The organism is Hoeflea ulvae (genome assembly GCF_026619435.1).
GTDB lineage: Bacteria > Pseudomonadota > Alphaproteobacteria > Rhizobiales > Rhizobiaceae > Hoeflea > Hoeflea ulvae.
Genome location: NZ_JAOVZQ010000001.1, coordinates 1,757,921 through 1,779,427 on the forward strand (window position 1 = coordinate 1,757,921; position 21,507 = coordinate 1,779,427).

The window sequence follows — 21,507 nt, forward strand, 5'->3', positions numbered from 1 at the left end:
ATGGGCAAGCGGGTTCTCATCACCGGCGGCGGATCTGGCATCGGCAAGGCCATGGCCGAGACTTTTGCTGCTGACGGCGCGCGGGTGCTTGTGACAGACATGGATCAGGTTGCTCTGGACGGTTGCCCCGGCAGCTGGCTGAAGATGACGGGCGACGCCAGCGATCCTGAGCACATGCGGGCGGTGTTCGCGCGCATCTCAGACGAGTGGGGCGGCATCGACGTGGTCTGCTCCAATGCCGGTATTGCCGGTCCGACGGCTCTGGTCGAGGATGTGGATATCGAGGATTTCCGCCGCTGCATCGCTGTCAATCTGGAAGGCGCGTTTCTGGCCGCCAAATATGCAGCGCCGATGATGAAGGCGCAGAAATCCGGTGTGATCCTGATCACGTCTTCCAATGCGGGCATCAACGGATTTCCCAACCGGTCACCTTATGCATCGGCAAAATGGGCGGAGATCGGACTAATGAAGACCCTTGCCATGGAACTCGGTCCCTACGGCATCCGCGCCAATGCGATCGCGCCGGGATGCGTTGAAGGCCCGCGCATTGACGGCGTGATCGAACGCGAGGCCGGGGCCAAGGGCACGACGCCGGAATTGATCCGGGCGGGCTACGAGGCGGGCGTCTCGATGCGCTCCTTCGTCACGGCCCAGGACGTTGCCAACATGGCCGTCTTTCTTGCGTCAGAGGGCGCGCGGCTGGTCTCCGGCCAGGTGATCCCGGTTGACGGCCATACTGAAAACCCCGACCCGAAGGTATAAGCACATGGATTTCGGACTGACCCAGGAACAGGAGATGATCGTCGAGACCACGCGGGCCTTCGTCGAGAATGAACTCTATCCGCACGAGGCCGAGGTTGAACGCACAGGCCATCTGGATATGGATCTTGTCCGCGAGATCCAGCAAAAGGCGATCGCCGCAGGCCTCTACGCCGCCAACATCCCCGAAGAGTTCGGTGGTGCCGGCCTCGATACACCAACCTGGCTGCTTTACGAGAAGGAACTGGGCCGCGCGAATTACGCGCTGCACTGGACCTGCGTCGCACGCCCCTCCAACATCCTCTGCGCCGGAACACCTGATCAGCGCGCCAGATATCTCGATCCCTGCGTGCGCGGCGAGAAATGGGACTGCCTGGCCATGACCGAGCCCGGTGCCGGCTCCGATCTGCGCGGCATGAAGGCCAGCGCCAAACAGGACGGGTCGGACTGGGTGCTCAACGGCACCAAGCACTTCATCTCCCATGCCGATATCGCCGATTTCACCATCGCCTTCATGGCCACCGGTGAGGAGGACACCCCGCGCGGCAAGAAGAAGCTGATCACCGCTTTCTTCGTTGACAAGGACACGCCGGGCTACGCGGTTCGCGACGGCTACCGCAATGTTTCGCATCGCGGTTACACCAATGCCGTCCTCGAATTCGACAATTGCCGCATCCCGGCGGAAAACGTGCTCGGCGAAGTTCACAAGGGCTTCGAGGTCGCCAACACCTGGCTGGGTGCGACCCGGCTGCAAGTCGGCGCGACATGCCTTGGCCGCGCCGATCGCGCTTTCCAGCATTCGGTCGAGTGGGCTGCGACACGCGAGCAGTTTGGCCAGCCGATCGGCAAGTTCCAGTGGCGTTTCGTTCAAGCTCGCCGACATGGCGATGGAAATGAAGGCCGCCGAGCTGATGATCATGGAAGCCGGCTGGAAATTCGACCAGGGCACGGCGTCCGACGCCGACATGGCCATGGCCAAGCTCAAGGCCACCGAAATGCTGGCCATGGTCGCCGACGAGGCAATCCAGATCCATGGCGGCATGGGGCTGATGGACGAGCTGCCACTCGAGCGCATCTGGCGCGACGCCCGCATTGAGCGCATCTGGGAAGGCACATCCGAGATCCAGCGCCACATTATTTCGCGCTCGCTCCTGCGTCCGTTCGGAGCCTAGCCAATCATGCAAAACAATGGAGTGCCACAGGCATGAAACCGTCGATCACCATCACCTATTGCCGCCAGTGCAACTGGATGCTGCGCGCCGGCTGGATGGCCCAGGAACTGCTCTCGACCTTCTCCGAAGAGCTGGGCTCGGTCACGCTCGTGCCCGGCACCGGCGGCATTTTCACCATCGAAGTTGACGGTGAGCTGATCTGGGAGCGCAAGCGCGATGGCGGCTTTCCCGATGTCAAGGCGCTCAAGGGCCGGGTGCGTGACCGGATCGATCCCGAGCGCGATCTCGGCCATGTCGAGCCATCAAAGATCGACGAATGACGCCCGACCTCTCCCGCCTGCTGAGGCCGAAGTCCATCGCGCTGTTTGGCGGCGGCTGGGCCGTCAATGTCGTGGCGCAATTGAAGAAGTCCGGCTTTGACGGCGAGATCTGGCCGGTCAACCCGAAGCGCGCCGACATTCTCGGCGTGCCGTGCCTGGCCTCCATCGATGAACTGCCGGGTGCGCCCGACGCCAGCTTCATCGGCGTCAACCGCGATGCGACCATCGAGGTTGTCGAACGCTTGAGCGCCATGGGGGCAGGTGGGGCGACCTGCTTTGCCTCCGGTTTTCTCGAAAGTGAAACTGAAACAGCCGGCGGCGCGGATCTACAGGCGCGGTTGATCAAGGCTGCAGGCGACATGCCAATTCTCGGGCCCAATTGCTACGGGCTGATCAACTATCTCGACAATGTCACGCTGTGGCCGGATCAGCACGGCGGGATGCCGGTCGAAACCGGCGTGGCCATCGTCGCCCAGTCGTCCAATATTGCCATCAATATGACCATGCAGGCCCGCGGTGTGCCGATCGCCTATGTGATCGCCGCCGGCAACCAGGCCCAGACTGGGGCCAGCGACATCGCCGCAGCCCTGCTCGAGGATGATCGTGTCACGGCAATCGGGCTCTATCTCGAAGGCTTTGGCGATATCCGCGCGCTCGAAACCTTTGCTGCCAAGGCGCGGCTTAAAGGCAAGCCGGTCATAGCCATCAAGATCGGCCGCTCCGACAAGGCCCGCGCCGCCACCATGACCCATACCGCTTCGCTGGCAGGCAATGCCGCGGCGGGGTCGGCGCTGCTCACACGGCTGGGCATCATCGAGGTCGAGACCATCGCTGTGTTTCTTGAAACGCTCAAGCTTCTCCACACCCTGGGGCCGCTCCCCGGCGCATCGGTCTGCTCGGTCAGCTGTTCCGGTGGCGAGGCCAGCCTGATGGCTGATCTGAGCGGCGGATCCAGCCTCGAGTTCAGCGAATTTGCCGCACCCCAGCGCGCGGCATTGAAAGCCGAACTCGGTCCCATCGTCACCATCGCCAACCCGCTCGACTATCACACCTTCATCTGGGGCGACGTGCCGCGCATGACCCGGGTGTTTTCGACCGTCATGGCCGAGAGCTTTGATCTCACCGTCTTCATTCTGGATATGCCGCGCGCCGATCGCTGCGATCCATCCGGCTATCAATGCGCCGTCGACGCCATCATCGCCGCAAAGGCAGGCACCGGCGCTCGCGTTGCAGTGCTTGCCAGCCTGCCCGAAAACATGTCGGATCATTTCACCCGTGAATTCATGGATGGCGGTGTCGCGGTGCTTCACGGCATGGGCGAAGGCATTGCCGCAATCGCTGCTGCCATTGCCGCCGGGCGGTTTGAGACAACTGAACCGGCACCTTTGCTGCTGGCAAGCGGCGCCGTCGGGTCATCGTCAATTCTCAGCGAAGCCGCATCGAAGGACGCGCTTTCCGAATTCGGCCTGAGAATTCCGCGGTCATTCGAGGTGCGCTCCATCGACGAGATGCTCGAGGAAATGGCCGCGCTGTCATTCCCGGTCGTTCTCAAAGGGGTCGGGCTGGCGCACAAGAGCGAAGCCGGTCTGGTTGCTCTCAATATCTGCGACGAACCGAGCCTGATTGACGAAGCGAAAAAAATGCAGGCCGCGACGCCCGAATTTCTGGTCGAGGAAATGGCGGTGGGCGGCATTGCCGAACTGCTCGTCGGCATCACCCGCGACCCCACCGGCACCTTCCTGCTCACACTCGGCGCCGGCGGCGTGCTGACCGAATTGCTCGCCGATACCGTGAGCCTGCTGCTGCCCGCCACCCGCACCGATATCGAAACGGCACTGAAACGCCTCAAGATCGGCCGGCTGCTCGAAGGCTATCGCGGCAAACCCGCAGCCGACATGGGCGCACTCACCGATGCGGTGCTGGCCATTTGTGCCTATGCTGAAGCCCTTGCCGGACGGCTGGTGGAACTCGAAGTCAATCCGCTGATCGCCCGCGCAGGCGATGCCATCGCCGTCGACGCGCTGATCCGTCTCAATGATGCTGAACACAACAAGGAAACCACGCCATGACCGGACCTGTCAGAACCAGAATCGTCGGCCACGTGCTGGAAGTCACGCTCGACCGGCCCAAGGCCAATGCTGTCGATCTGGCAACCAGCCGGATCCTCGGCGAGGTGTTCCGCGATTTTCGCGACAATCCGGATCTGCGGGTGGCGATCCTTACCGGCGCCGGCGAAAAATTCTTCTGTCCCGGCTGGGATCTCAAGGCCGCCGCCGATGGCGACGCGGTCGATGGTGATTACGGTGTCGGCGGCTTTGGCGGGCTGCAGGAACTGCCGCACATGAACAAGCCGGTGATCTGCGCGGTCAACGGCATCTGCTGTGGCGGCGGGCTCGAGATCGCGCTCTCCTGCGACATCATCCTGGCCGCGGATCACGCCAGTTTCGCATTGCCCGAGATCCGCTCCGGCACCGTGGCCGATGCGGCCTCGATCAAGCTGCCCAAGCGCATTCCCTATCACATTGCCATGGAAATGCTGTTCACCGGCCGCTGGCTCGATGCTGGGGAAGCGCACCGCTGGGGCTTCGTCAATCACATTCACAAGGGTGATGAGCTGATGGCCAAGGCCTGGGAAATGGCCGAGCTGCTCGCCTCCGGCCCGCCGCTGGTCTTTGCCGCGATCAAGGAAGTGGTGCGCGAGGCCGAGGGCGAGAAATTCCAGGACACCATGAACAAGGTGACCAAGCGGCAACTCCGCACCGTCGACACGCTCTATGGCTCGGACGACAACATGGAAGGCTTCCGCGCCTTCTCCGAAAAGCGCGATCCGGTTTGGAAAGGCAGATAGGGCAGGGTGCTGCAGCTCAGATCTTGGTGTGCATCTGGTAGCCCGGCGCAAAGGTCAGCCGCACCGAGGTGATCACCAGCCCATCGTTCCAGGTGCTGCGGTCGATCACGAACAGGCCTTCGCCTTCCCTGCAGGCAAGGATTTCCGCTTCGCGTTTGCCGGCCGTCATTGCCGAAAACGAGAAGTCGCCGCCCTCGAAGGGGATATTGGCCACCAGCCATTCATTGGCGCTCTTGACGGTGAGATCGGCCGACTCGATGCCGGGCACGGCTTCCGGGTTGATCCAGCGGTCGCCGAACACATAGGGCTTGCCGTCGGCCAGGTGCAGCGTCACCAGGTGGATCAGCTTGATCCCGGGCTCGATCTGCATGCGGGCGCGGATGCCCGAAGGCGGCACGGCGCGCTCCTGGGACAGCACCGTGTGGCGGTAGGTCTGGCCCTTGCCCTCGATCTCGTAGCGGATCACCGGAATGTCGAGCGTGGCCTTGCGCACCGGGTTGAGCGCCACCCGGGTGCCGGCCTTGCGGCGCCGGTCGAGCAGGCCGGTATCGGCAAGCGCGCGCAGCGCCCGGTTGACCGTCGCCCGGGCGCAGCCGAATTCGACCGACAGCTCCGCCTCGTTCGGAATGAAGTCTCCCGGCTTCCATTCGCGGGCATTGATCCGGCGCAGCACCTCCGCCTGTACCGTCTGCCAGCTGTTGAATTCTCCTCCGCTCAAATGGCCTCTCCAAGCTCCTTCATCGTCTTCGCATAGGCTGAGACGATGGCCTCCCGTTTGATGTGTTTTCCGCCCGTCACCATGTGACGCCCCGCCGACCAGACATCTCCTACCATGCGGTCATCTCCGGCGAATATATAGCAATCGAAGATGGTGTCGCCGGTTCTGCCGATCAGATCAACCGAGCCCGGATCGAGCGCCATCATGTCGGCAAGCTTGCCGACAGCCAGCACGCCATTGTTGCGCGCGGACGCTTTTGAGCCGCCGGCATTGATCGCGTCGAACAGCCGCCGTCCAGTTGATTTGTCCGGTGTCGCCAGCGCCGCGCGCGAGTGATCGCGCAGCCGTTGCGAATAGTCGAGCGTCCTGAGTTCCTCCGACAACGAGATGCGGATGTTGGAATCCGACCCGACGGCTATCGCGCCGCCATTGTCGAACCAGCGCACACCGTCAAAGATACCGTCGCCGAGGCTGGATTCGGTGATCGGGCAAAGCCCGGCAATGGCGCCGCTGCGGGCCAGGCCTTCGGTCTCGTGGGCCAGCATCTGGGTGCAATGGATGAAACAGCGCCGGTCACTGAGTTCCATCGTGTCGAGCACCAGTTCCACGGGCCGCTTGCCATGGGCCGCTTCGATCTCCTCGACTTCGGCAATCTGCTCGGCCAGATGCATGTGCAAGGGATTGTCGCCAGCCAGTTTTGCATGATGAACAAGGTCTTCGGGGGCGACGGCGCGCAGGCTGTGCGGCGCCACGCCGATGCGGCTGTCAGCGGGCAGGCGGGCGATGGCTTCCGCCGACCGGGCGTGCAGCTCGGCATAGGTGTCGAGTGTGTTGCCGAAACGGATCTGTCCCGGGCCAAGCGCCCGCTTGTCTGAGCCGCCATATTGGTAATGCACCGGCAGCAGCGTCAGCCCCATGCCGGTGGCAGCGCTGGCCGCCGCGATCCGCTCAGCCATTTCGGCGAGATTGTCGTAAGGCACGCCACCGGGCTGATGGTGCAGATAATGAAATTCGACATTGGCCGAATAGCCGGCCTCGAGCATTTCCATCTGCACGAAAGCGGCGATGGCCTCGACATTTTCAGGCGTCAGCCGATCGAGAAAGCGGAACATCAATTGCCGCCAGGTCCAGAACGAATCCGATGCATCGGGCCCGCGCTTTTCGGTAAGGCCGGCCATGGCGCGCTGAAAGGCGTGGCTGTGGCAATTGGCAGGTGCTGGCAGCAGCACGCCGGTCCGGTGGCCCTCCGCGGGCTGGTCGGTCCGGATCGTTTCGATCAGGCCGCTCCGGCCTATCTCGATTTGCACATTTTCGGCCCAGCCGCTCTCCAGCAGCGCTTTTTCCGCCCAAACAATCGCCATTGTGTCACGCCTCTTGACAGGTTTTTATGTATATACTTATAGTCCAATCATGCGGACATAACAACGGCGAAATCATGCTCCTGATCAACGCGACATTGGCGACTATGGACGGCGAGACAGCCTATGGGCTGGTGGAGCAGGGCGCCGTTGTCCTCGAGGCGGAGCGAATCCTCTGGGCAGGGCCGGCAGCACAATTGCCTGCGGAGTTCAGCTCCCGCGAGGAGATCGACCTTGAAGGCCGGGTGGTCACACCGGCGCTGATCGATTGCCATACCCATGTGGTGCATGGCGGAAACCGCGCCCGCGAATTCGAGATGCGGCTTGAAGGTGCAAGCTACGAGGAAGTCGCCCGCGCCGGCGGCGGCATCGTTTCCACCGTCGCAGCCACCCGCGCCGCTTCCCAGGAGCAACTGCTTGCCGACGCGCTCAGCCGTGTGGACGCGATGATTGCAGAGGGCGTGACGACCATCGAGATCAAGTCCGGCTATGGGCTGGACATTGAAAACGAGTTGAAAATGCTCCGCGCCGCCAGAGCCGTTGCGGAAAACCGCCCGGTCAGGGTCAGGACCAGCTTTCTCGGCGCCCACGCGGTCCCGCCCGAATACAAGGGGCGACCTGACGCCTATATCGACGGGGTCTGCCTCCCGGCGCTTGAAGCTGCCCATGCCGAGGGGCTGGTCGATGCGGTCGACGGTTTTTGCGAAGGCATTGCTTTCACCCCGGATCAGATCGCGCGTGTCTTCGACAAGGCCCGGGCGCTTGGCATTCCGGTCAAGCTGCATGCCGAGCAATTGTCCAATCTCGGCGGGGCAAAGCTGGCAGCCAGCTATGGCGCGCTGTCTGCCGATCATCTCGAATATGCCAATGCCGAAGATGCCGCAGCCATGGCGAAAACGGGCACAGTGGCGGTGATCCTGCCCGGCGCCTTCTACACGCTGCACGAAACCGCAGCGCCGCCGATTGACGCCTTCCGCGAGCAAGGTGTGGCCATGGCCGTGGCCACCGATTGCAATCCCGGCTCGTCGCCGATGTCCTCGCTGCTCTTGAGCATGAACATGGCCTGCACCCTGTTCAGGATGACGCCGGAAGAGGCGCTGGCCGGGGTGACCCGCAACGCAGCGAAAGCTCTTGGTCTCGATGATGCCGGCCGGATCAAGCCCGGCCTGCGCGCCGATCTCGCCATTTGGGACATTGAGCACCCGGCGGAACTGGCTTACCGCATTGGATTCAACCCGCTCTGGAAGCGGATTTTTGGAGGCGCATTGTGACGCTGACGCTCATTCCCGGTCAGGCGACGCTTGCCCAGCTCGAACAGATCTGGCGCGCCGGCGTTGCCGTGGTTCTCGATGACAGCGCTCTGCCGGGCATTGAGGCGGCGGCTGATCTGGTCCGCACCGCTGCCGCCGGCGACGAGGCGGTCTATGGCGTCAACACCGGGTTCGGCAAGCTCGCCAGTGTCCGCATCAAGCCCGGCGACACCGCGCAATTGCAGCGCAATCTGATCCTGTCGCACTGCTGCGGTGTCGGCGAGCCGCTCGATGTCGCTACCACAAGGCTGATGATGGCGTTGAAGCTTCTCTCGGCCGGACGCGGCGCCTCGGGCATCACCTGGAAGACGCTGTCGGTAATCCAGAACATGCTGCGCGAAGGCGTCACCCCGGTGATCCCGAGCCAGGGCTCGGTCGGCGCCTCGGGCGATCTCGCGCCGCTGGCCCATATGGCCGCCGCGATGATCGGCGAAGGCGAGGCGATCTTTGGCGGCGAGCGCATGCCTGCTGCGGAGGCACTTTCCAAGGCAGGCATCGAGCCCGCCGTGCTCGCGCCGAAGGAAGGCCTTGGCCTGATCAACGGCACGCAATTTTCGACCGCCTGTGCACTGACCGGCTATTTCGGTGCCATCCGGAATCTTCAGGCGAGCGTGGTCTCGTCCTGCCTCTCGACCGATGCCATCATGGGCTCGACCGCACCGCTTGAAGCCGGCATTCATGCCTTTCGCGGTCATCGCGGCCAGATCGATATTGCCCGCGCCATGCGCGCGGTGATGTTGGGCTCGGTAATCCGTGAAAGCCATCGCGATGGCGACACCCGCGTGCAGGATCCCTATTGCATCCGCTGCCAGCCGCAAGTGGCGGGCGCCGCGCTCGATCTGCTGCGCTATGCCGGTCAGACGCTGGAGATCGAAGCCAATGCCGTGTCCGACAACCCGCTGGTGCTGGTCGCCGAAGGCAAGATCGTCTCCGGCGGCAATTTTCACGCCGAGCCGGTGGCCTTCGCCGCCGACCAGATTGCCATCGCCATCGCCGAGATCGGTGCCATCGCCCAGCGCCGTGTCGCGCTGATGGTCGATCCAACCCTGTCCTTTGACCTGCCACCGTTCCTGACCCCGGCGCCGGGCCTGAATTCCGGCCTGATGATCGCCGAAGTCACCACCGCGGCGCTGATGAGCGAGAACAAGCATCTCGCCAATCCCTGCTCAACCGATTCGACTCCGACATCGGCCAATCAGGAAGACCACGTCTCCATGGCCGCCCATGGGGCGCGGCGGCTCAAGCGGATGAACGACAATCTCAATGTCATCATCGGCGTAGAGCTGATGTGCGCGGCCCAAGGCGTCGAGTTCCGCGCACCGCTGACCACAAGCCCGGCCTTGCAGGGCGCTGTGGATCTCATCCGCTCGGAAATCGCCACGCTCATCGATGACCGTTTCATGGCCGGCGACATCGCCAGCGCCGCAGCGCTTGTGGCCGAGGGCAGGGTGCAGAGCGAATGCTCCGTTGCCGATCTGCTTGCCGGAGAAGCTGCATGACCCCGGTCACGGTCAAATCCGGCGACAGCCCGCTGGTGCTCGGACTGCCGCACACCGGCACCTTTGTTCCCGGCGAGATCTTCGCTCGCCTGACACCGCTCGGCCAGACGCTCGGCGACACCGACTGGCATGTCGACCGGCTCTATGATGGCCTGCTGGATGGCGTGACCACCGTGCGCGCCAATTTCCACCGCTCCGTCATCGACGCCAACCGCGATCCCTCCGGTGTCAGCCTCTATCCCGGCCAGAACACCACCGGGCTGGTGCCGATGACCAATTTCGACGGGGAGCCGCTATGGATGGAAGAGCCGGATGCCGCCGAGATCGAAGCGCGCCGCGTTGCCTGGCATGCGCCTTATCACGCAGCGCTTGAAGCAGAGCTCAAGAGGGTACGTGCGATCCATGGCGTCGCCATTCTCTATGACTGCCATTCGATCCGCTCCAACATTCCGTTCCTGTTTGACGGCACGCTGCCCGATTTCAACATCGGCACCAACAATGGCGCGACCTGCGCACCGGTGATCGAAGCCGTTGTAAGCGGCATTTGCGCTGGCGCGGAAGGCTATTCGAGCATCGTCAACGGTCGCTTCAAGGGCGGCTGGACCACGCGTCATTACGGCCGTCCGGCCGACAAAATCCACGCCATCCAGATGGAGCTGGCGCAAAGCACGCATCTGGCCGCCGAGGAGCTTCCCTTTGCCTATGACGAGGCAAAGGCGGAGCGGCTGCGCGTGCATCTCAAGACAATTCTGACATCACTTGCCGATCTGGCAGCTTTGGTGGGAGGCCAATCATGACCAATCCGAGACACAATCAGCGCGACATCTATCCGCCGACAGGCACCGAGATCACCGCCAAGAGCTGGCTCACCGAAGCGCCAATGCGCATGCTGATGAACAATTTGCATCCTGATGTGGCCGAGAACCCGCACGAGTTGGTGGTCTATGGCGGCATCGGACGGGCGGCGCGCACCTGGAAGGATTTCGACCAGATCGTAGCGTCCCTCAAGGAGCTCAACGACGACGAGACGCTGGTGGTGCAGTCGGGCAAGCCGGTGGCCGTGGTTCGCACCCATGTCGATGCGCCGCGCGTGCTGATTGCCAATTCCAACCTGGTGCCGCACTGGGCCAATTGGGACCATTTCAACGAACTCGACAAGCGCGGTCTTGCCATGTACGGCCAGATGACCGCCGGTTCCTGGATCTATATCGGCACGCAGGGCATCGTTCAGGGCACTTTCGAGACCTTTGCGGAAGCCGGTCGTCAACATTATGACGGGGATCTGAAAGGTAAGTGGATACTTACTGGTGGGCTTGGTGGCATGGGCGGTGCCCAGCCGCTGGCAGCCGTGATGGCCGGCGCCTGTTGTCTCGCCGTCGAGTGCGACGAGACCCGCATCGATTTCCGCCTGCGCACCCGTTATGTCGACGCCAAGGCCAAGACACTGGATGAAGCGCTCGGCATGATCGATGAGTGGACCAGGGCCGGCGAAGCCAAATCCGTTGGCCTGCTCGGCAATGCCGCCGATGTTTTTGTCGAACTCGCCGCCCGCATGAAGGCCGGTGGACCGCGCCCCGACATCGTTACCGACCAGACCTCGGCGCATGATCCGCTGCACGGCTACCTGCCCCAGGGCTGGAGCGTAGCCGAATGGCGCGAGAAGCAGGAAAGCGATCCAAAGGCGGTCGAGAAAGCCGCCCGCTCCAGCATGAAAAACCAGGTCGCCGCAATGGTGGATTTCTGGAATGCCGGCGTGCCGACGCTCGATTACGGCAACAATATCCGTCAGGTCGCCCAGGACGACGGCCTGGAAAATGCCTTCGATTTCCCGGGCTTCGTGCCTGCCTATATCCGGCCGCTGTTCTGCCGCGGCATCGGCCCGTTCCGCTGGTGCGCGCTGTCTGGCGATCCCGAGGACATCTACAAGACCGACGCCAAGATGAAAGAACTGTTCCCCGAGAACACCCATCTGCACAACTGGCTCGACATGGCCCGCGAACGCATCGCCTTCCAGGGTCTGCCGGCACGGATCTGCTGGATCGGTCTTGGAGACCGCCATCGCGCCGGCCTCGCTTTCAACGAAATGGTGGCCTCGGGCGAACTCAAGGCGCCGATCGTGATTGGCCGCGATCATCTTGATTCCGGCTCCGTTGCGTCGCCCAATCGTGAAACCGAAGCGATGAAGGACGGCTCCGACGCCGTCAGCGACTGGCCGCTGCTCAATGCCTTGGTCAACACCGCGTCGGGCGCCACCTGGGTGTCGATCCACCATGGTGGCGGCGTCGGCATGGGCTTCTCCCAGCATTCCGGCATGGTTGTCGTCGCCGACGGCACCGATGCCGCAGCGAGACGGCTCGAGCGGGTGCTGTGGAACGATCCTGCTTCCGGTGTCTGGCGTCATGCCGATGCCGGCTACGACATCGCGCTCGATTGCGCGCGCGAACACGGGCTCAATCTGCCCGCAATACTTGGGTGAACTCGAAACTGAGAGGACTGATTATGCAGAGAAGAAAATTTTTGAAGGCTGGCGTCGCCGGAGCAGCAGCCGCTGCGACACTTGCCACACCAGCCATCGCGCAGGACAAGCGCGAGTGGAAGATGGTCACCGCATGGCCGAAGAACCTGCCGGGCCCTGGCGTTGCCGCCCAACTTCTGGCTGACCGCATCACCACGCTGTCGGGCGGTCGCATCGAGGTCAAGCTTTATGCTGCCGGTGAAATCGTCCCCGGCCCCGGCGTGTTCGACGCCGTTTCCGAAGGCACGGCCGAGCTCTATCATGCCGTTCCCGCCTATTGGGGATCGAAGTCCAAGGGCATCCTGCTGTTCGGTTCTCAGCCCTTCGGCCTCCGCGCCGACGAGCAGTTCGGCTGGATGCAGCATGGCGGTGGTCAGGCGCTCTATGACGAAATGTATGGCCGCTTCGGCGTCAAGCCGTTCCTGTGCGGCAACTCGGGTCCGCAGTGGGCCGGCTGGTTCCGCAACGAAATCAATTCGGTGGAAGATCTCAAGGGTCTGAAATTCCGTACCACCGGCCTGGCCTCCGAAATGGCCAACAAGCTCGGCATGGCGTCGGAAGCCATGAGCGGCCCGGCGATGTTCCAGGCGCTGCAGACCGGTGCACTTGATGCCGGCGAGTTCATCGGTCCATGGACCGATTCCGCGCTCGGCTTCTACCAGGTTGCCAAGAACTACTATTGGCCGGGCGTCGGCGAGCCGTCATCGGCGGAAGAATGCGGTGTCAACGCTGCTGCCTATGCCGAGCTGCCTGACGATCTGCAGCAGGTTGTCTCGCTGGCCTGCGAAAGCCTCTACAATCCGGTCTGGACCGAATACACCACCAAGCACGCCCAGTCGCTCAAGACACTCGTCTCCGAGCATGGCGTCACGGTCCGCAAGCTGCCTGACGATGTCATCGTCGCCATGGGCAAGGCGGCTGAAGAGGTTGTTGATGAGTTGCGCCAGAACGATGATGAACTGGTCAAGCGCATCACCGAGAGCTACGTTTCCTATCGTGATCTGGTCGGTGGCTACATGACCTATGCGGACAACGGGCAGATGAACGCCCGCGCCTCCGTGATGGGTTACTGATAGCAAGACTTCGACCGGCGCGGGCAGGGTTCCGCGCCGGTCATCACACAAAGAGGGAACTGCATGCAGCGTCTGGCTGATATTCTCGACGGCATCAGCCGGGCCACGGCGAGCGTCATCCGTTGGCTGGCGCTCATGATGGTGTTGGTGCAGTTCGCCATCGTCGTTGGACGCTATGTCTTCGGCGTCAATTCCATCGCCGTGCAGGAAAGCGTGCTCTACATGCATGCGACGCTGTTCATGCTGGGTGCCGCCTATACGCTGCTGGTCGACAAGCATGTCCGCGTCGATGTCTTCTACGCCAAGGCGTCCGGGACCACCCGACGCCGCATCGACATTTTCGGTCACCTGTTCCTGCTTATGCCATCCATGCTGGTGCTGCTCTACTGGTCATGGCCGTCGGTGCGCAATTCCTGGAAAATTCTCGAAGGCCCGATATCGGTCGGCGGCATTGAAGCGGTGTTCCTGCTCAAGTCGCTGATCCCGGCCTTCTGCATTCTTCTGGTGCTGCAATCGCTGTCCTTGCTGATCCGGCTGATGCTGCCTGTCACCTCCGCGCCAAGGGCCGACGCATGAGCCAGTATCTCGATCTCGTCATGTTCGCGGCCTTGATGGGCGCCATTCTGCTCGGCTTTCCGGTGTCGTTCTCGATTGCCGGCGTGGCGGTCGTCTTCGCTTATCTCGGCTGGGCGCTCGGCGTCATGGACATCACGCTGATGGGCGCCACCGGCCAGCGCGTCTTCGGCCTGATTTCCAATCAGGTGCTGATCGCCATTCCGCTGTTCGTGCTGATGGGGGCAGTGCTGGAGAAAAGCCGCATCGCCGAGGAACTGCTCGACACCATGGGCCGATTGTTCGGTCAGTTGCGCGGCGGCCTGGGCATTTCCGTTGTGCTGGTTGGCGCACTGCTTGCCGCTTCCACCGGCATTGTCGGCGCCACGGTTGTTGCCATGGGCATGATCGCGCTGCCGACCATGTTGCGCTCCGGCTATGATCCGCGCGTCGCTTCCGGCATCGTCTGCACCGCCGGCACGCTGGGCCAGATCATTCCGCCCTCGACCCTGTTGATCATTCTCGCCGACGTCATGTCCAACGCATTTCAGCAGGCGCAGTATGAACAGGGAAAATTCTCGGTCGAAGCACTGTCGGTCGGCCAGTTTTTCGCCGCCGCGCTGATCCCCGGCCTGACGCTGGTGGTGCTTTATCTGATCTATATTCTGGTGCACGGCCTGATCCGCCCGGGCGACATGCCGCCTGCGACGCTCGACACACCCAAGCCCGACCGGCGCGAAATCATCTCGGCAATCATACCGCCGGTATTGCTGATCTTTACCGTTCTCGGTGCCATTCTCGGCGGTGTCGCAACTCCCACCGAAGCGGCCTCCGTCGGCGCCATAGGTGCCTTGTTGATGGCGGGCATGCGGGTCGGCAAGAGCCCGCGGATCATTCTGTGGGGTGCCGCTGCGCTGATCTGCCTCGGCATCCTTGCCGGTCTGTTTCCTGTCCGCTTGCAGCGCAATGATCTTGGCATCAGTTCGCTGAGCGCTGGTGGCTTCTACATCGTGCTGACCATCATCGGCGCGGTGGCGATCCTGACCGCCCTTCGTGCTACGTACCGCACCAAGACCCTGCATGCCGCTGTTGATTCCACTCTGACCATGACGGCGATGATCTTCGCCACCATTCTGGCGGCCGGCATGTTTTCACTGGTGTTCATCGGTCTGGGCGGCGAGGAGCGGGTGGCGCATATTCTTGCCAACATGCCCGGTGGTCCGGCGGGCGCCTTGCTGTTCTGTATGGCCTTTGTCTTCGTGCTCGGCTTCTTCCTCGATTTCGTCGAAATCTCGGTGATCGTCCTGCCATTGATCGCACCGCCACTGATCATAATGGGGCATGACCCGATCTGGCTCGGCGTGCTGCTGGCCATCAACCTGCAGACCAGCTTCCTCACTCCGCCCTTCGGTTTCTCGTTGTTCTATCTCCGCGGCGCAGCGCCGCCCGAGGTCACCACCGGCCAGATCTACGCAGGTGTTGTGCCGTTTATCGGGCTGCAGATCATCGGCATTTCGCTGGTCTGGTTGCTGCCGCAACTGGCAACCTGGTTGCCCGGCGTGATCTTCTAGAACCGGTCAGGCTACCGCCGCATCGATCCGGTAATCGATCGGCTTGTAGCGGAAATTGTTGGATTGTCCGGCGGAACAGGCGGTCATGGCGATGACCAGGTCCATCTCGGCGCGAAACACGGTTTTCTGGCCCGGCTTGCTCAGGGGCGGCAGCACCTTGATCTCGCCGTTGTCGCTGTCGACCGCCACATGCATGAAGACGTTGAAGGCAATCGGGATCGCGTCAGGCCCGATGCCGTAGGGCGCCAGCGCGTTTTCCAGATTGCCCTGGCAGCCGTGATGCGGATCGGTGTCGCCATAGATGATGCTGAAGGTGTCGCGCGAGCAGGGCGTCAGGCTGAAATCATGCCGCCCGACCTCGTCCTCGACAATGCGCAGCATCGGCACAGACCGGTTCGAATAGAGAATGTCCCCGGTGGTCAGGAAGATGCGTCCGGCATAATCGATCGATCGTCCGGACGACAAATATTCGCGCGTGTCGGCCGCACTGAAGGCCACCAGGTCGGAAACCTGCTCGCCTTCGGGGTCAACAACCGTGAGCAGTTGGCCCTTCTTCAGTTCAAACGCGGTGCCGCTGCGGGGTGGAATCCGGTGTGTCATGTCAGGCTACTTCCTTGTGGGCGAAAGGGCATTTCCATTCGGCGTCGACGGCCCGGCCGCTGTACTGGCGTGCCTCGGAGGCATCACCATGGTCGTTGAGCATCGGATTGATGGAGCCCGCCAGCGCCGCGTCTCGCTTGCGGATGATTTCCTTCATCTTGTCGAACCGGCCGTCGGCGCGCAGTTTCTCGAACTGCAGATGCGAATTGAACACCAGCGCCGGTTTGTCGAACCGCCGCGCCGGGCGAGAGGCATTGGGGTGCAGCCCGATGACGAAGAATGGTTCACCGCCGATGCTGAGCGAGAAATGCGGCGATTCCGGATCATTGTCGACGGCGTCGCTCCACGCATTGCCGCTGACGACATCGAGATTGTGCAGCGACTGAAGCCGGTTCCACAAAGCCTTCTCGAAGGCTTCTTCATCAAGCTCGACGGGGCCATCGAAAATGACCACGAAGGACCGGACAATCGGGCTTTGATGATCGAGATCGTCGCTGAACGCGCGCAGGGCACGGTGGATCTCGACGTCGCTGACCGGACTGTCGATCTCGCCGACCTCGAGCACCGAAAGCGCGTCGCGTGCCAGCGCCGACTTGGCGCCGACGCAAGGGAATTCGGCGCTCTGGATGAATTGCTGAAATGACTTGGATATGTCGGTCATCGTTACTTCACTCACTCTCCAAGAGCCTCAACAGGCGGGGTGCTGGCTAAACGAGCAGAGCGGCGGGAAGTTCCCGACAGATATAACCGTGGGTCGCGGAACCAGCGGCTGCATGCGGCGTTGAGGACCATATGTAAAACGCGGAGAATTCAAGATGGACGAGCCCCTGTTCGAAATCGAAAACTGGCGGGGCGGCTGGTACTACAAGTTCGGAAGCCGCTATACCGGCCCGTTCCCGGTCCGCAGTGCAGCCATCGCGGCAGCGACGAGAGATCTGATGGTACCCGAGCCGAGCCATCGCACGCCGCTCCCAGCCTCATTGGCCAGAATGCCTGCCTTTTCCGATTTTGGTTGAGGCGTTGCAGTTGAACAATTCCGGTTCCGGTGCTTTGCTCGGACACCCGGCACCCTGCCGCCTATCCGATGGAGCACGTCCGTAATGTCGATCCTTCTTGCCGTGCTGGCGGCGCTCTGCCTCGTGGCAAGTCTCGTACCTCTGCTGCCTTTTGCGCATGGCATGGTGCGTTCATTTGATTTTGGCCGGCTGCAGGCCATCGGGGTGGCGGCCCTGGTCATTGTCGGCGCGCTGATTGTCGGCGAGGCGACATGGGTCATTCTGACCGCTGTCGGCATGGCAGTCATCGCCATCGTCATCCAGCTTGTCTATGTGCTGCGCTTCACGCCGATCTGGCGCAGCCAGACGGCGCGGTTTGCGGGAGACATCGATTCAGCGGCGACGATCTCCGTGCTGGCCTGCAACGTCAAGCAGGGCAACCGGGATTATCAGCGCGTCATCGATCTGGTGCGGGAAACCAAACCTGATATCGCAGTCTTCATGGAAACCGATGCCGCCTGGGCCGAGGCGCTCAAACCTTGCCTTGCGGAGTTTTTAGTCACCGTCGAGCAGCCGCAGGAAGACAGTTTCGGCATCATCCTCGCCAGCCGCCACACGCTGCGCGACAGTGAAATCCGGTTCCTGCTCAACGAGGAAGTGCCGAGCATTTCCTGCATCGTCGAATTGCCCAGCGGCCGCGAAGTGAGGATGATTGCGCTGCATCCGGAGCCGCCTGTGCCGCTGCGCGACACGCTCGGACGAGACGCGGAAATCCTGCTGGTGGCGGAAGAGGCGCGCGATGAACCCTTGCCGCTGATCGTCACCGGCGACCTCAACGACGTGGCCTGGTCACGCACCACGCGGCGCTTCTTGCGGATTTCGGGCCTGCTCGATCCGCGCCAGGGCCGTGGTCTGTTCAATTCGTTTGATGCGCGGTTCTGGTTCCTGCGCTGGCCGCTCGACCACATCTTTCACTCGCGTGATTTCGAGCTTGTCACCCTTGAGCGCCAGCGTTTTGTCGGCTCAGATCATTTCCCGATGTTCTACCGTCTTGCCCTGACCGACCGGGACCGCAACGAGACGCCGTCCGAACCGACCGGCGAGGACATGGCCGAAGCCGATGAGGCCGTGAGGGTCGAAAGCAGCCGCAACCGCCCGCCCGCGGGCAGTGATTGGGAAGACTGAAATTGGAGAGGCGGCCCGCCGGCCACCGGCCGAACGCCACACTGCGCCAACAGTACCGGGAAATGATCCATCGAAAGTGAAAGCTTCTCGCATTCCGTCATCCCGGCCTTGAGCCGGGATCCAGCCACCCGGCGTCTGCCGGGTGGAAGGACTCTTTCAGCCCAAGGATTTGAGATGACCGGATGCCGGAACGGGGTCCGGCATGACGGCGGTGTGAAAGTCCTGCCTCAGATTCCGCCGAGACAGATATACTTCATTTCCAGATAGTCGTCGCAGCCATATTTCGAGCCTTCGCGGCCCTGGCCCGACTGCTTGACGCCGCCAAACGGTGCGACTTCGGTCGAGATCAACCCGGTGTTGACGCCGACCATGCCGTATTCCAGTGCTTCGGCCACCCGCCAGACCCGTGTCAGGTCATTGGCGTAGAAATAGGACGCCAGGCCAAAAATGGTGTCGTTGGCCTGTTCGATGACATCCTCGACCGTGTCGAACTTGAACAGCGGCGCCACCGGACCAAAGGTTTCCTCGCCGGCCACTTTCATGGCGCGGGTGACGCCGGTCAGGATTGTCGGTTCGAAAAAGGTGCCGCCGAGATCATGGCGCTTGCCGCCGGTGAGCACCTTGGCGCCCTTGCTCTTGGCGTCGGCGATGTGGTCTTCGACCTTGACCACGGCATCCTCGCTGATCAGCGGACCGGTGGTGACACCGTCGCCAAAGCCGTCGCCGATCTTCATCTTGCCGACCGCGACTGCGAGCTTTTCGGCGAAGGCGTCATAGACGCCGGCCTGTACATAGATGCGGTTGGCGCAGACGCAGGTCTGGCCGTTGTTGCGGTATTTGGAGATCATCGCGCCTTCAACAGCGGCGTCGAGATCGGCATCGTCAAACACGATGAACGGCGCATTGCCGCCCAGTTCCATCGAGGTCTTCTTGATCTGGTCGGCGGACTGCCGCATCAGAATCCGCCCGACTTCGGTCGAGCCGGTGAAGGTGATCTTGCGGACCTTCTCGTTGGAGCAGAATTCCTGACCGATCGCCGCACTCGAGCGTGAAGTGATGACGCTGAGCAGGCCCTTGGGCAGACCGGCATCTTCGGCAAGCTTGGCCATCGCCAGCGCCGACAGCGGGGTTTCGCCTGCGGGTTTGGAGATAAAAGCGCAGCCGACGGCGAGCGCCGGTCCGAGCTTGCGCGCGATCATCGCATTGGGGAAGTTCCACGGCGTGATGGCCGCGACAACGCCGACCGGCTGCTTGATCACCACAATCCGCTTGTCGGGCTGGTGACCGGGAATGACATCGCCATAGACGCGCTTGGCTTCTTCCGCGAACCACTCGATGAAGCTGGCGCCGTAGAGGATTTCGCCTCTGGCCTCGGGCAGCGGCTTGCCCATTTCAGCCGTCAGGATCGCGCCCAGATCATCGGCATTGGCGACCATCAGGTCATAGAGCTTGCGCAGCACTGCGGCGCGTTCCTTGCCGGTTTTCTTGGCCCAGTCCTTTTGCGCCAGATAGGCCGCGTCAATGGCGGATTTGGTTTCGGCCACACCGAGATCGGGCAGCGAGGTGATGACGTCGCCGGTGGAGGGATTGAGCACATCGAAGCTCTTGCCGTCCGGGGCCGACTTGACCCATTCGCCGCCGACAAAGGCTGCGCTGATCAAAAGGCCGGGGTTTTTCAGCATGTCTGCGAGAGGTTTACTGGTCATTATGCGTTGGCTCCGATTTCTGAATGGACTTCACGAATGGACGCTTCGAGAAGGTCCAGCGCTTCCTGGAACACCGGATCCTGAATGGTAATCGGCGAAAGGAAGCGGATGACATTGGCGTAGACCCCACAAGTGAGCAGGATCAGGCCCTTTTCAAGCGCCCGGCCTTTGACCGCATTGGCAAAATCCGGGCTTGGCTTGCCGGTCTTGGTGTCGTTGAACTCGATGGCGTTCATGAAGCCGGGACCACGAATGTCGGCAATCTCGGGCACATCCTCGCGGATGCTCTGCAGCCGCTGCTTGAGCCGGTTGCCAAGCTGCATGGCGCGCTCGCACAGCTGCTCTTCCTCGATCACGTCAAGCACGGCATGGGCCGCGGCGATGCCGATCGGGTTGCCGCCATAGGTGCCGCCCAACCCGCCCGGATTGGCCGCATCCATGACGCTGGCGCGTCCGGTGACGGCGGCGAGAGGAAAACCGCCAGCCAGTCCCTTGGCCATGGTGGTCAGATCGGGTGCGACGCCATGATATTCCATCGCGAACATCTTGCCGGTGCGGGCAAAGCCGGTCTGGATTTCATCGGCAATCAGCAAGATGCCATGTTTGTCGCAGACCTCGCGCAGCGATTTGAAGAAGCCTGTAGGCACCTCGTAAAATCCGCCTTCGCCCTGAACCGGCTCCAAAATGATTGCCGCCACCCGTGCCGGGTCGACATCGGCCTTGAACAGCGTGTCGAGTGCTGCAAGCGACTGCTCGACCGAGACGCCGTGCAGGGCGACGGGGAAGGGGACGTGATAGACATCGCTCGGCATTGCGCCAAAGCCGGCCTTGTAGGGGAACACCTTGCCGGTCAGCGCCATGCCCATGAAGGTGCGGCCATGAAAACTGCCCGAGAACGACACAACCGCCGGGCGGCCGGTGGCGGCGCGGGCGATCTTGATGGCGTTTTCCACGGCTTCAGCGCCGGTGGTGACAAACACGGTCTTCTTGTCGAAGTCGCCCGGCACCAGCGTGTTGAGCCGCTCGGCCAGATGGACGTAGTTTTCATAGGGCACCACCTGATGGCAGGTGTGGGTGAACCGGTCGAGCTGCGCCTTGACCGCCTCGATCACCTTAGGATGGCGATGACCGGTGTTGACGACGGCAATGCCGGCGGCGAAATCGATGTAGCGGTTGCCTTCGACGTCCCAGATTTCGGCGTTTTCAGCGCGGTCGGCATAGATCTGCGTCATCACGCCGACGCCGCGTGCAATCGCGTCGGTCTTGCGGGTTTGGATGTCGGCGTTTTTACCCATTTTTCGCAACTTTCTTCGTGTTTTGCCGGCC

At 62.4% G+C, this 21,507-nt stretch carries 20 protein-coding genes and 1 pseudogene; 15 read left to right on the plus strand and 6 right to left on the minus strand.

Features of this window, described 5'->3' with window-relative positions:
- From OEG82_RS08190 to OEG82_RS08210, 6 genes and pseudogenes are all read left to right on the plus strand, one after another.
- A complete protein-coding gene (locus OEG82_RS08190) occupies positions 1–762 on the plus strand; it encodes an SDR family oxidoreductase (protein ID WP_267611936.1) in 762 nt (253 codons plus the stop codon).
- A 34-nt stretch (positions 763–796) separates the two neighbouring features.
- A pseudogene (locus tag OEG82_RS24305) lies at positions 797–1,543 on the plus strand (acyl-CoA dehydrogenase family protein); the annotation flags it as partial.
- Positions 1,497–1,931, plus strand: coding sequence for an acyl-CoA dehydrogenase family protein (locus OEG82_RS24310; protein WP_425497635.1), 435 nt, complete (start codon positions 1,497–1,499; stop codon positions 1,929–1,931). The pseudogene OEG82_RS24305 and the gene OEG82_RS24310, both read left to right, overlap by 47 nt.
- Positions 1,932–1,963: 32 nt before the next feature.
- Complete coding sequence (locus OEG82_RS08200; protein ID WP_267611937.1) at positions 1,964–2,251, plus strand: Rdx family protein; 288 nt, start codon at positions 1,964–1,966, stop codon at positions 2,249–2,251.
- Positions 2,248–4,320, plus strand: a complete 2,073-nt coding sequence (locus tag OEG82_RS08205) for an acetate--CoA ligase family protein (protein WP_267611938.1) — start codon at positions 2,248–2,250, stop codon at positions 4,318–4,320. The genes OEG82_RS08200 and OEG82_RS08205 overlap by 4 nt, the downstream gene beginning before the upstream one ends.
- Positions 4,317–5,099, plus strand: a complete 783-nt coding sequence (locus tag OEG82_RS08210) for a carnitinyl-CoA dehydratase (RefSeq protein WP_267611939.1) — start codon at positions 4,317–4,319, stop codon at positions 5,097–5,099. Before OEG82_RS08205 ends, OEG82_RS08210 begins: the two co-directional genes overlap by 4 nt.
- 16 nt (positions 5,100–5,115) lie before the next feature.
- Here OEG82_RS08210 and OEG82_RS08215 read toward each other — a convergent pair whose 3' ends face one another.
- Complete coding sequence (locus tag OEG82_RS08215) at positions 5,116–5,817, minus strand: histidine utilization transcriptional repressor HutC (protein WP_267611940.1); 702 nt, start codon at positions 5,815–5,817, stop codon at positions 5,116–5,118.
- The gene (locus tag OEG82_RS08220; RefSeq protein ID WP_267611941.1) at positions 5,814–7,178 is read right to left on the minus strand and encodes a formimidoylglutamate deiminase; all 1,365 of its coding nucleotides are present in this window, start codon (positions 7,176–7,178) and stop codon (positions 5,814–5,816) included. The genes OEG82_RS08215 and OEG82_RS08220 overlap by 4 nt, the downstream gene beginning before the upstream one ends.
- A 74-nt stretch (positions 7,179–7,252) precedes the next feature.
- Here OEG82_RS08220 and hutI point away from each other — a divergent pair, with 74 nt between their 5' ends.
- The 7 genes from hutI to OEG82_RS08255 all read left to right on the plus strand — a co-directional run bounded on the left by hutI (position 7,253) and on the right by OEG82_RS08255 (position 15,695).
- Positions 7,253–8,446 (plus strand): imidazolonepropionase, encoded by a 1,194-nt coding sequence (gene hutI / locus OEG82_RS08225; RefSeq protein ID WP_267611942.1) that lies wholly within the window; start codon positions 7,253–7,255, stop codon positions 8,444–8,446.
- The gene (gene hutH / locus OEG82_RS08230; protein WP_267611943.1) at positions 8,443–9,984 is read left to right on the plus strand and encodes a histidine ammonia-lyase; all 1,542 of its coding nucleotides are present in this window, start codon (positions 8,443–8,445) and stop codon (positions 9,982–9,984) included. The genes hutI and hutH overlap by 4 nt, the downstream gene beginning before the upstream one ends.
- Positions 9,981–10,781: an N-formylglutamate deformylase gene (gene hutG, locus OEG82_RS08235; protein WP_267611944.1), complete on the plus strand. Its 801-nt coding sequence runs from the start codon at positions 9,981–9,983 to the stop codon at positions 10,779–10,781. The genes hutH and hutG overlap by 4 nt, the downstream gene beginning before the upstream one ends.
- Positions 10,778–12,460: a urocanate hydratase gene (gene hutU / locus OEG82_RS08240; RefSeq protein WP_267611945.1), complete on the plus strand. Its 1,683-nt coding sequence runs from the start codon at positions 10,778–10,780 to the stop codon at positions 12,458–12,460. The genes hutG and hutU overlap by 4 nt, the downstream gene beginning before the upstream one ends.
- A 23-nt stretch (positions 12,461–12,483) precedes the next feature.
- On the plus strand, positions 12,484–13,572 hold the full coding sequence (locus tag OEG82_RS08245) for a TRAP transporter substrate-binding protein (protein ID WP_267611946.1): 1,089 nt from the start codon (positions 12,484–12,486) through the stop codon (positions 13,570–13,572).
- Positions 13,573–13,635: 63 nt separating this feature from the next.
- On the plus strand, positions 13,636–14,148 hold the full coding sequence (locus OEG82_RS08250; RefSeq protein WP_267611947.1) for a TRAP transporter small permease subunit: 513 nt from the start codon (positions 13,636–13,638) through the stop codon (positions 14,146–14,148).
- Complete coding sequence (locus tag OEG82_RS08255) at positions 14,145–15,695, plus strand: TRAP transporter large permease (RefSeq protein ID WP_267611948.1); 1,551 nt, start codon at positions 14,145–14,147, stop codon at positions 15,693–15,695. Before OEG82_RS08250 ends, OEG82_RS08255 begins: the two co-directional genes overlap by 4 nt.
- A 6-nt stretch (positions 15,696–15,701) precedes the next feature.
- Here OEG82_RS08255 and OEG82_RS08260 read toward each other — a convergent pair whose 3' ends face one another.
- Together OEG82_RS08260 and gntA are read right to left on the minus strand one after the other, a co-directional pair.
- Positions 15,702–16,295, minus strand: a complete 594-nt coding sequence (locus tag OEG82_RS08260) for an urea carboxylase-associated family protein (protein WP_267611949.1) — start codon at positions 16,293–16,295, stop codon at positions 15,702–15,704.
- Between the two features lies 1 nt (position 16,296).
- Positions 16,297–16,956 carry a guanitoxin biosynthesis heme-dependent pre-guanitoxin N-hydroxylase GntA gene (gntA, locus tag OEG82_RS08265; protein WP_267611950.1) on the minus strand — a complete coding sequence of 220 codons (660 nt, stop codon included), beginning with the start codon at positions 16,954–16,956 and terminating at the stop codon, positions 16,297–16,299.
- Between the two features lie 154 nt (positions 16,957–17,110).
- Between gntA and OEG82_RS08270 the strand changes: the two genes are divergently transcribed.
- The gene (locus OEG82_RS08270) at positions 17,111–17,311 is read left to right on the plus strand and encodes a hypothetical protein (protein ID WP_267611951.1); all 201 of its coding nucleotides are present in this window, start codon (positions 17,111–17,113) and stop codon (positions 17,309–17,311) included.
- 84 nt (positions 17,312–17,395) lie between these two features.
- Complete coding sequence (locus OEG82_RS08275) at positions 17,396–18,475, plus strand: endonuclease/exonuclease/phosphatase family protein (RefSeq protein WP_267611952.1); 1,080 nt, start codon at positions 17,396–17,398, stop codon at positions 18,473–18,475.
- Positions 18,476–18,702: 227 nt separating this feature from the next.
- Here OEG82_RS08275 and OEG82_RS08280 read toward each other — a convergent pair whose 3' ends face one another.
- Positions 18,703–20,181, minus strand: a complete 1,479-nt coding sequence (locus OEG82_RS08280) for an NAD-dependent succinate-semialdehyde dehydrogenase (RefSeq protein WP_267611953.1) — start codon at positions 20,179–20,181, stop codon at positions 18,703–18,705.
- Positions 20,181–21,476, minus strand: coding sequence for a 4-aminobutyrate--2-oxoglutarate transaminase (locus OEG82_RS08285; RefSeq protein ID WP_267611954.1), 1,296 nt, complete (start codon positions 21,474–21,476; stop codon positions 20,181–20,183). Before OEG82_RS08285 ends, OEG82_RS08280 begins: the two co-directional genes overlap by 1 nt.
- Positions 21,477–21,507: the final 31 nt, after the last annotated feature.

Excerpts from the sequence above, each read along its gene's own strand:
- OEG82_RS08190 (WP_267611936.1), top strand. The coding sequence starts at position 1 with ATGGGCAAGCGGGTTCTCATCACCGGCGGCGGATCTGGCATCGGCAAG.
- OEG82_RS08200 (WP_267611937.1), top strand. The coding sequence starts at position 1,964 with ATGAAACCGTCGATCACCATCACCTATTGCCGCCAGTGCAACTGGATG.
- OEG82_RS08205 (WP_267611938.1), top strand. The coding sequence starts at position 2,248 with ATGACGCCCGACCTCTCCCGCCTGCTGAGGCCGAAGTCCATCGCGCTG.
- OEG82_RS08210 (WP_267611939.1), top strand. The coding sequence starts at position 4,317 with ATGACCGGACCTGTCAGAACCAGAATCGTCGGCCACGTGCTGGAAGTC.
- OEG82_RS08220 (WP_267611941.1), bottom strand. The coding sequence starts at position 7,178 with ATGGCGATTGTTTGGGCGGAAAAAGCGCTGCTGGAGAGCGGCTGGGCC.
- hutI (WP_267611942.1), top strand. The coding sequence starts at position 7,253 with ATGCTCCTGATCAACGCGACATTGGCGACTATGGACGGCGAGACAGCC.
- hutG (WP_267611944.1), top strand. The coding sequence starts at position 9,981 with ATGACCCCGGTCACGGTCAAATCCGGCGACAGCCCGCTGGTGCTCGGA.
- hutU (WP_267611945.1), top strand. The coding sequence starts at position 10,778 with ATGACCAATCCGAGACACAATCAGCGCGACATCTATCCGCCGACAGGC.
- OEG82_RS08245 (WP_267611946.1), top strand. The coding sequence starts at position 12,484 with ATGCAGAGAAGAAAATTTTTGAAGGCTGGCGTCGCCGGAGCAGCAGCC.
- OEG82_RS08250 (WP_267611947.1), top strand. The coding sequence starts at position 13,636 with ATGCAGCGTCTGGCTGATATTCTCGACGGCATCAGCCGGGCCACGGCG.
- OEG82_RS08255 (WP_267611948.1), top strand. The coding sequence starts at position 14,145 with ATGAGCCAGTATCTCGATCTCGTCATGTTCGCGGCCTTGATGGGCGCC.
- OEG82_RS08260 (WP_267611949.1), bottom strand. The coding sequence starts at position 16,295 with ATGACACACCGGATTCCACCCCGCAGCGGCACCGCGTTTGAACTGAAG.
- gntA (WP_267611950.1), bottom strand. The coding sequence starts at position 16,956 with ATGACCGACATATCCAAGTCATTTCAGCAATTCATCCAGAGCGCCGAA.
- OEG82_RS08270 (WP_267611951.1), top strand. The coding sequence starts at position 17,111 with ATGGACGAGCCCCTGTTCGAAATCGAAAACTGGCGGGGCGGCTGGTAC.
- OEG82_RS08275 (WP_267611952.1), top strand. The coding sequence starts at position 17,396 with ATGTCGATCCTTCTTGCCGTGCTGGCGGCGCTCTGCCTCGTGGCAAGT.
- OEG82_RS08280 (WP_267611953.1), bottom strand. The coding sequence starts at position 20,181 with ATGACCAGTAAACCTCTCGCAGACATGCTGAAAAACCCCGGCCTTTTG.
- OEG82_RS08285 (WP_267611954.1), bottom strand. The coding sequence starts at position 21,476 with ATGGGTAAAAACGCCGACATCCAAACCCGCAAGACCGACGCGATTGCA.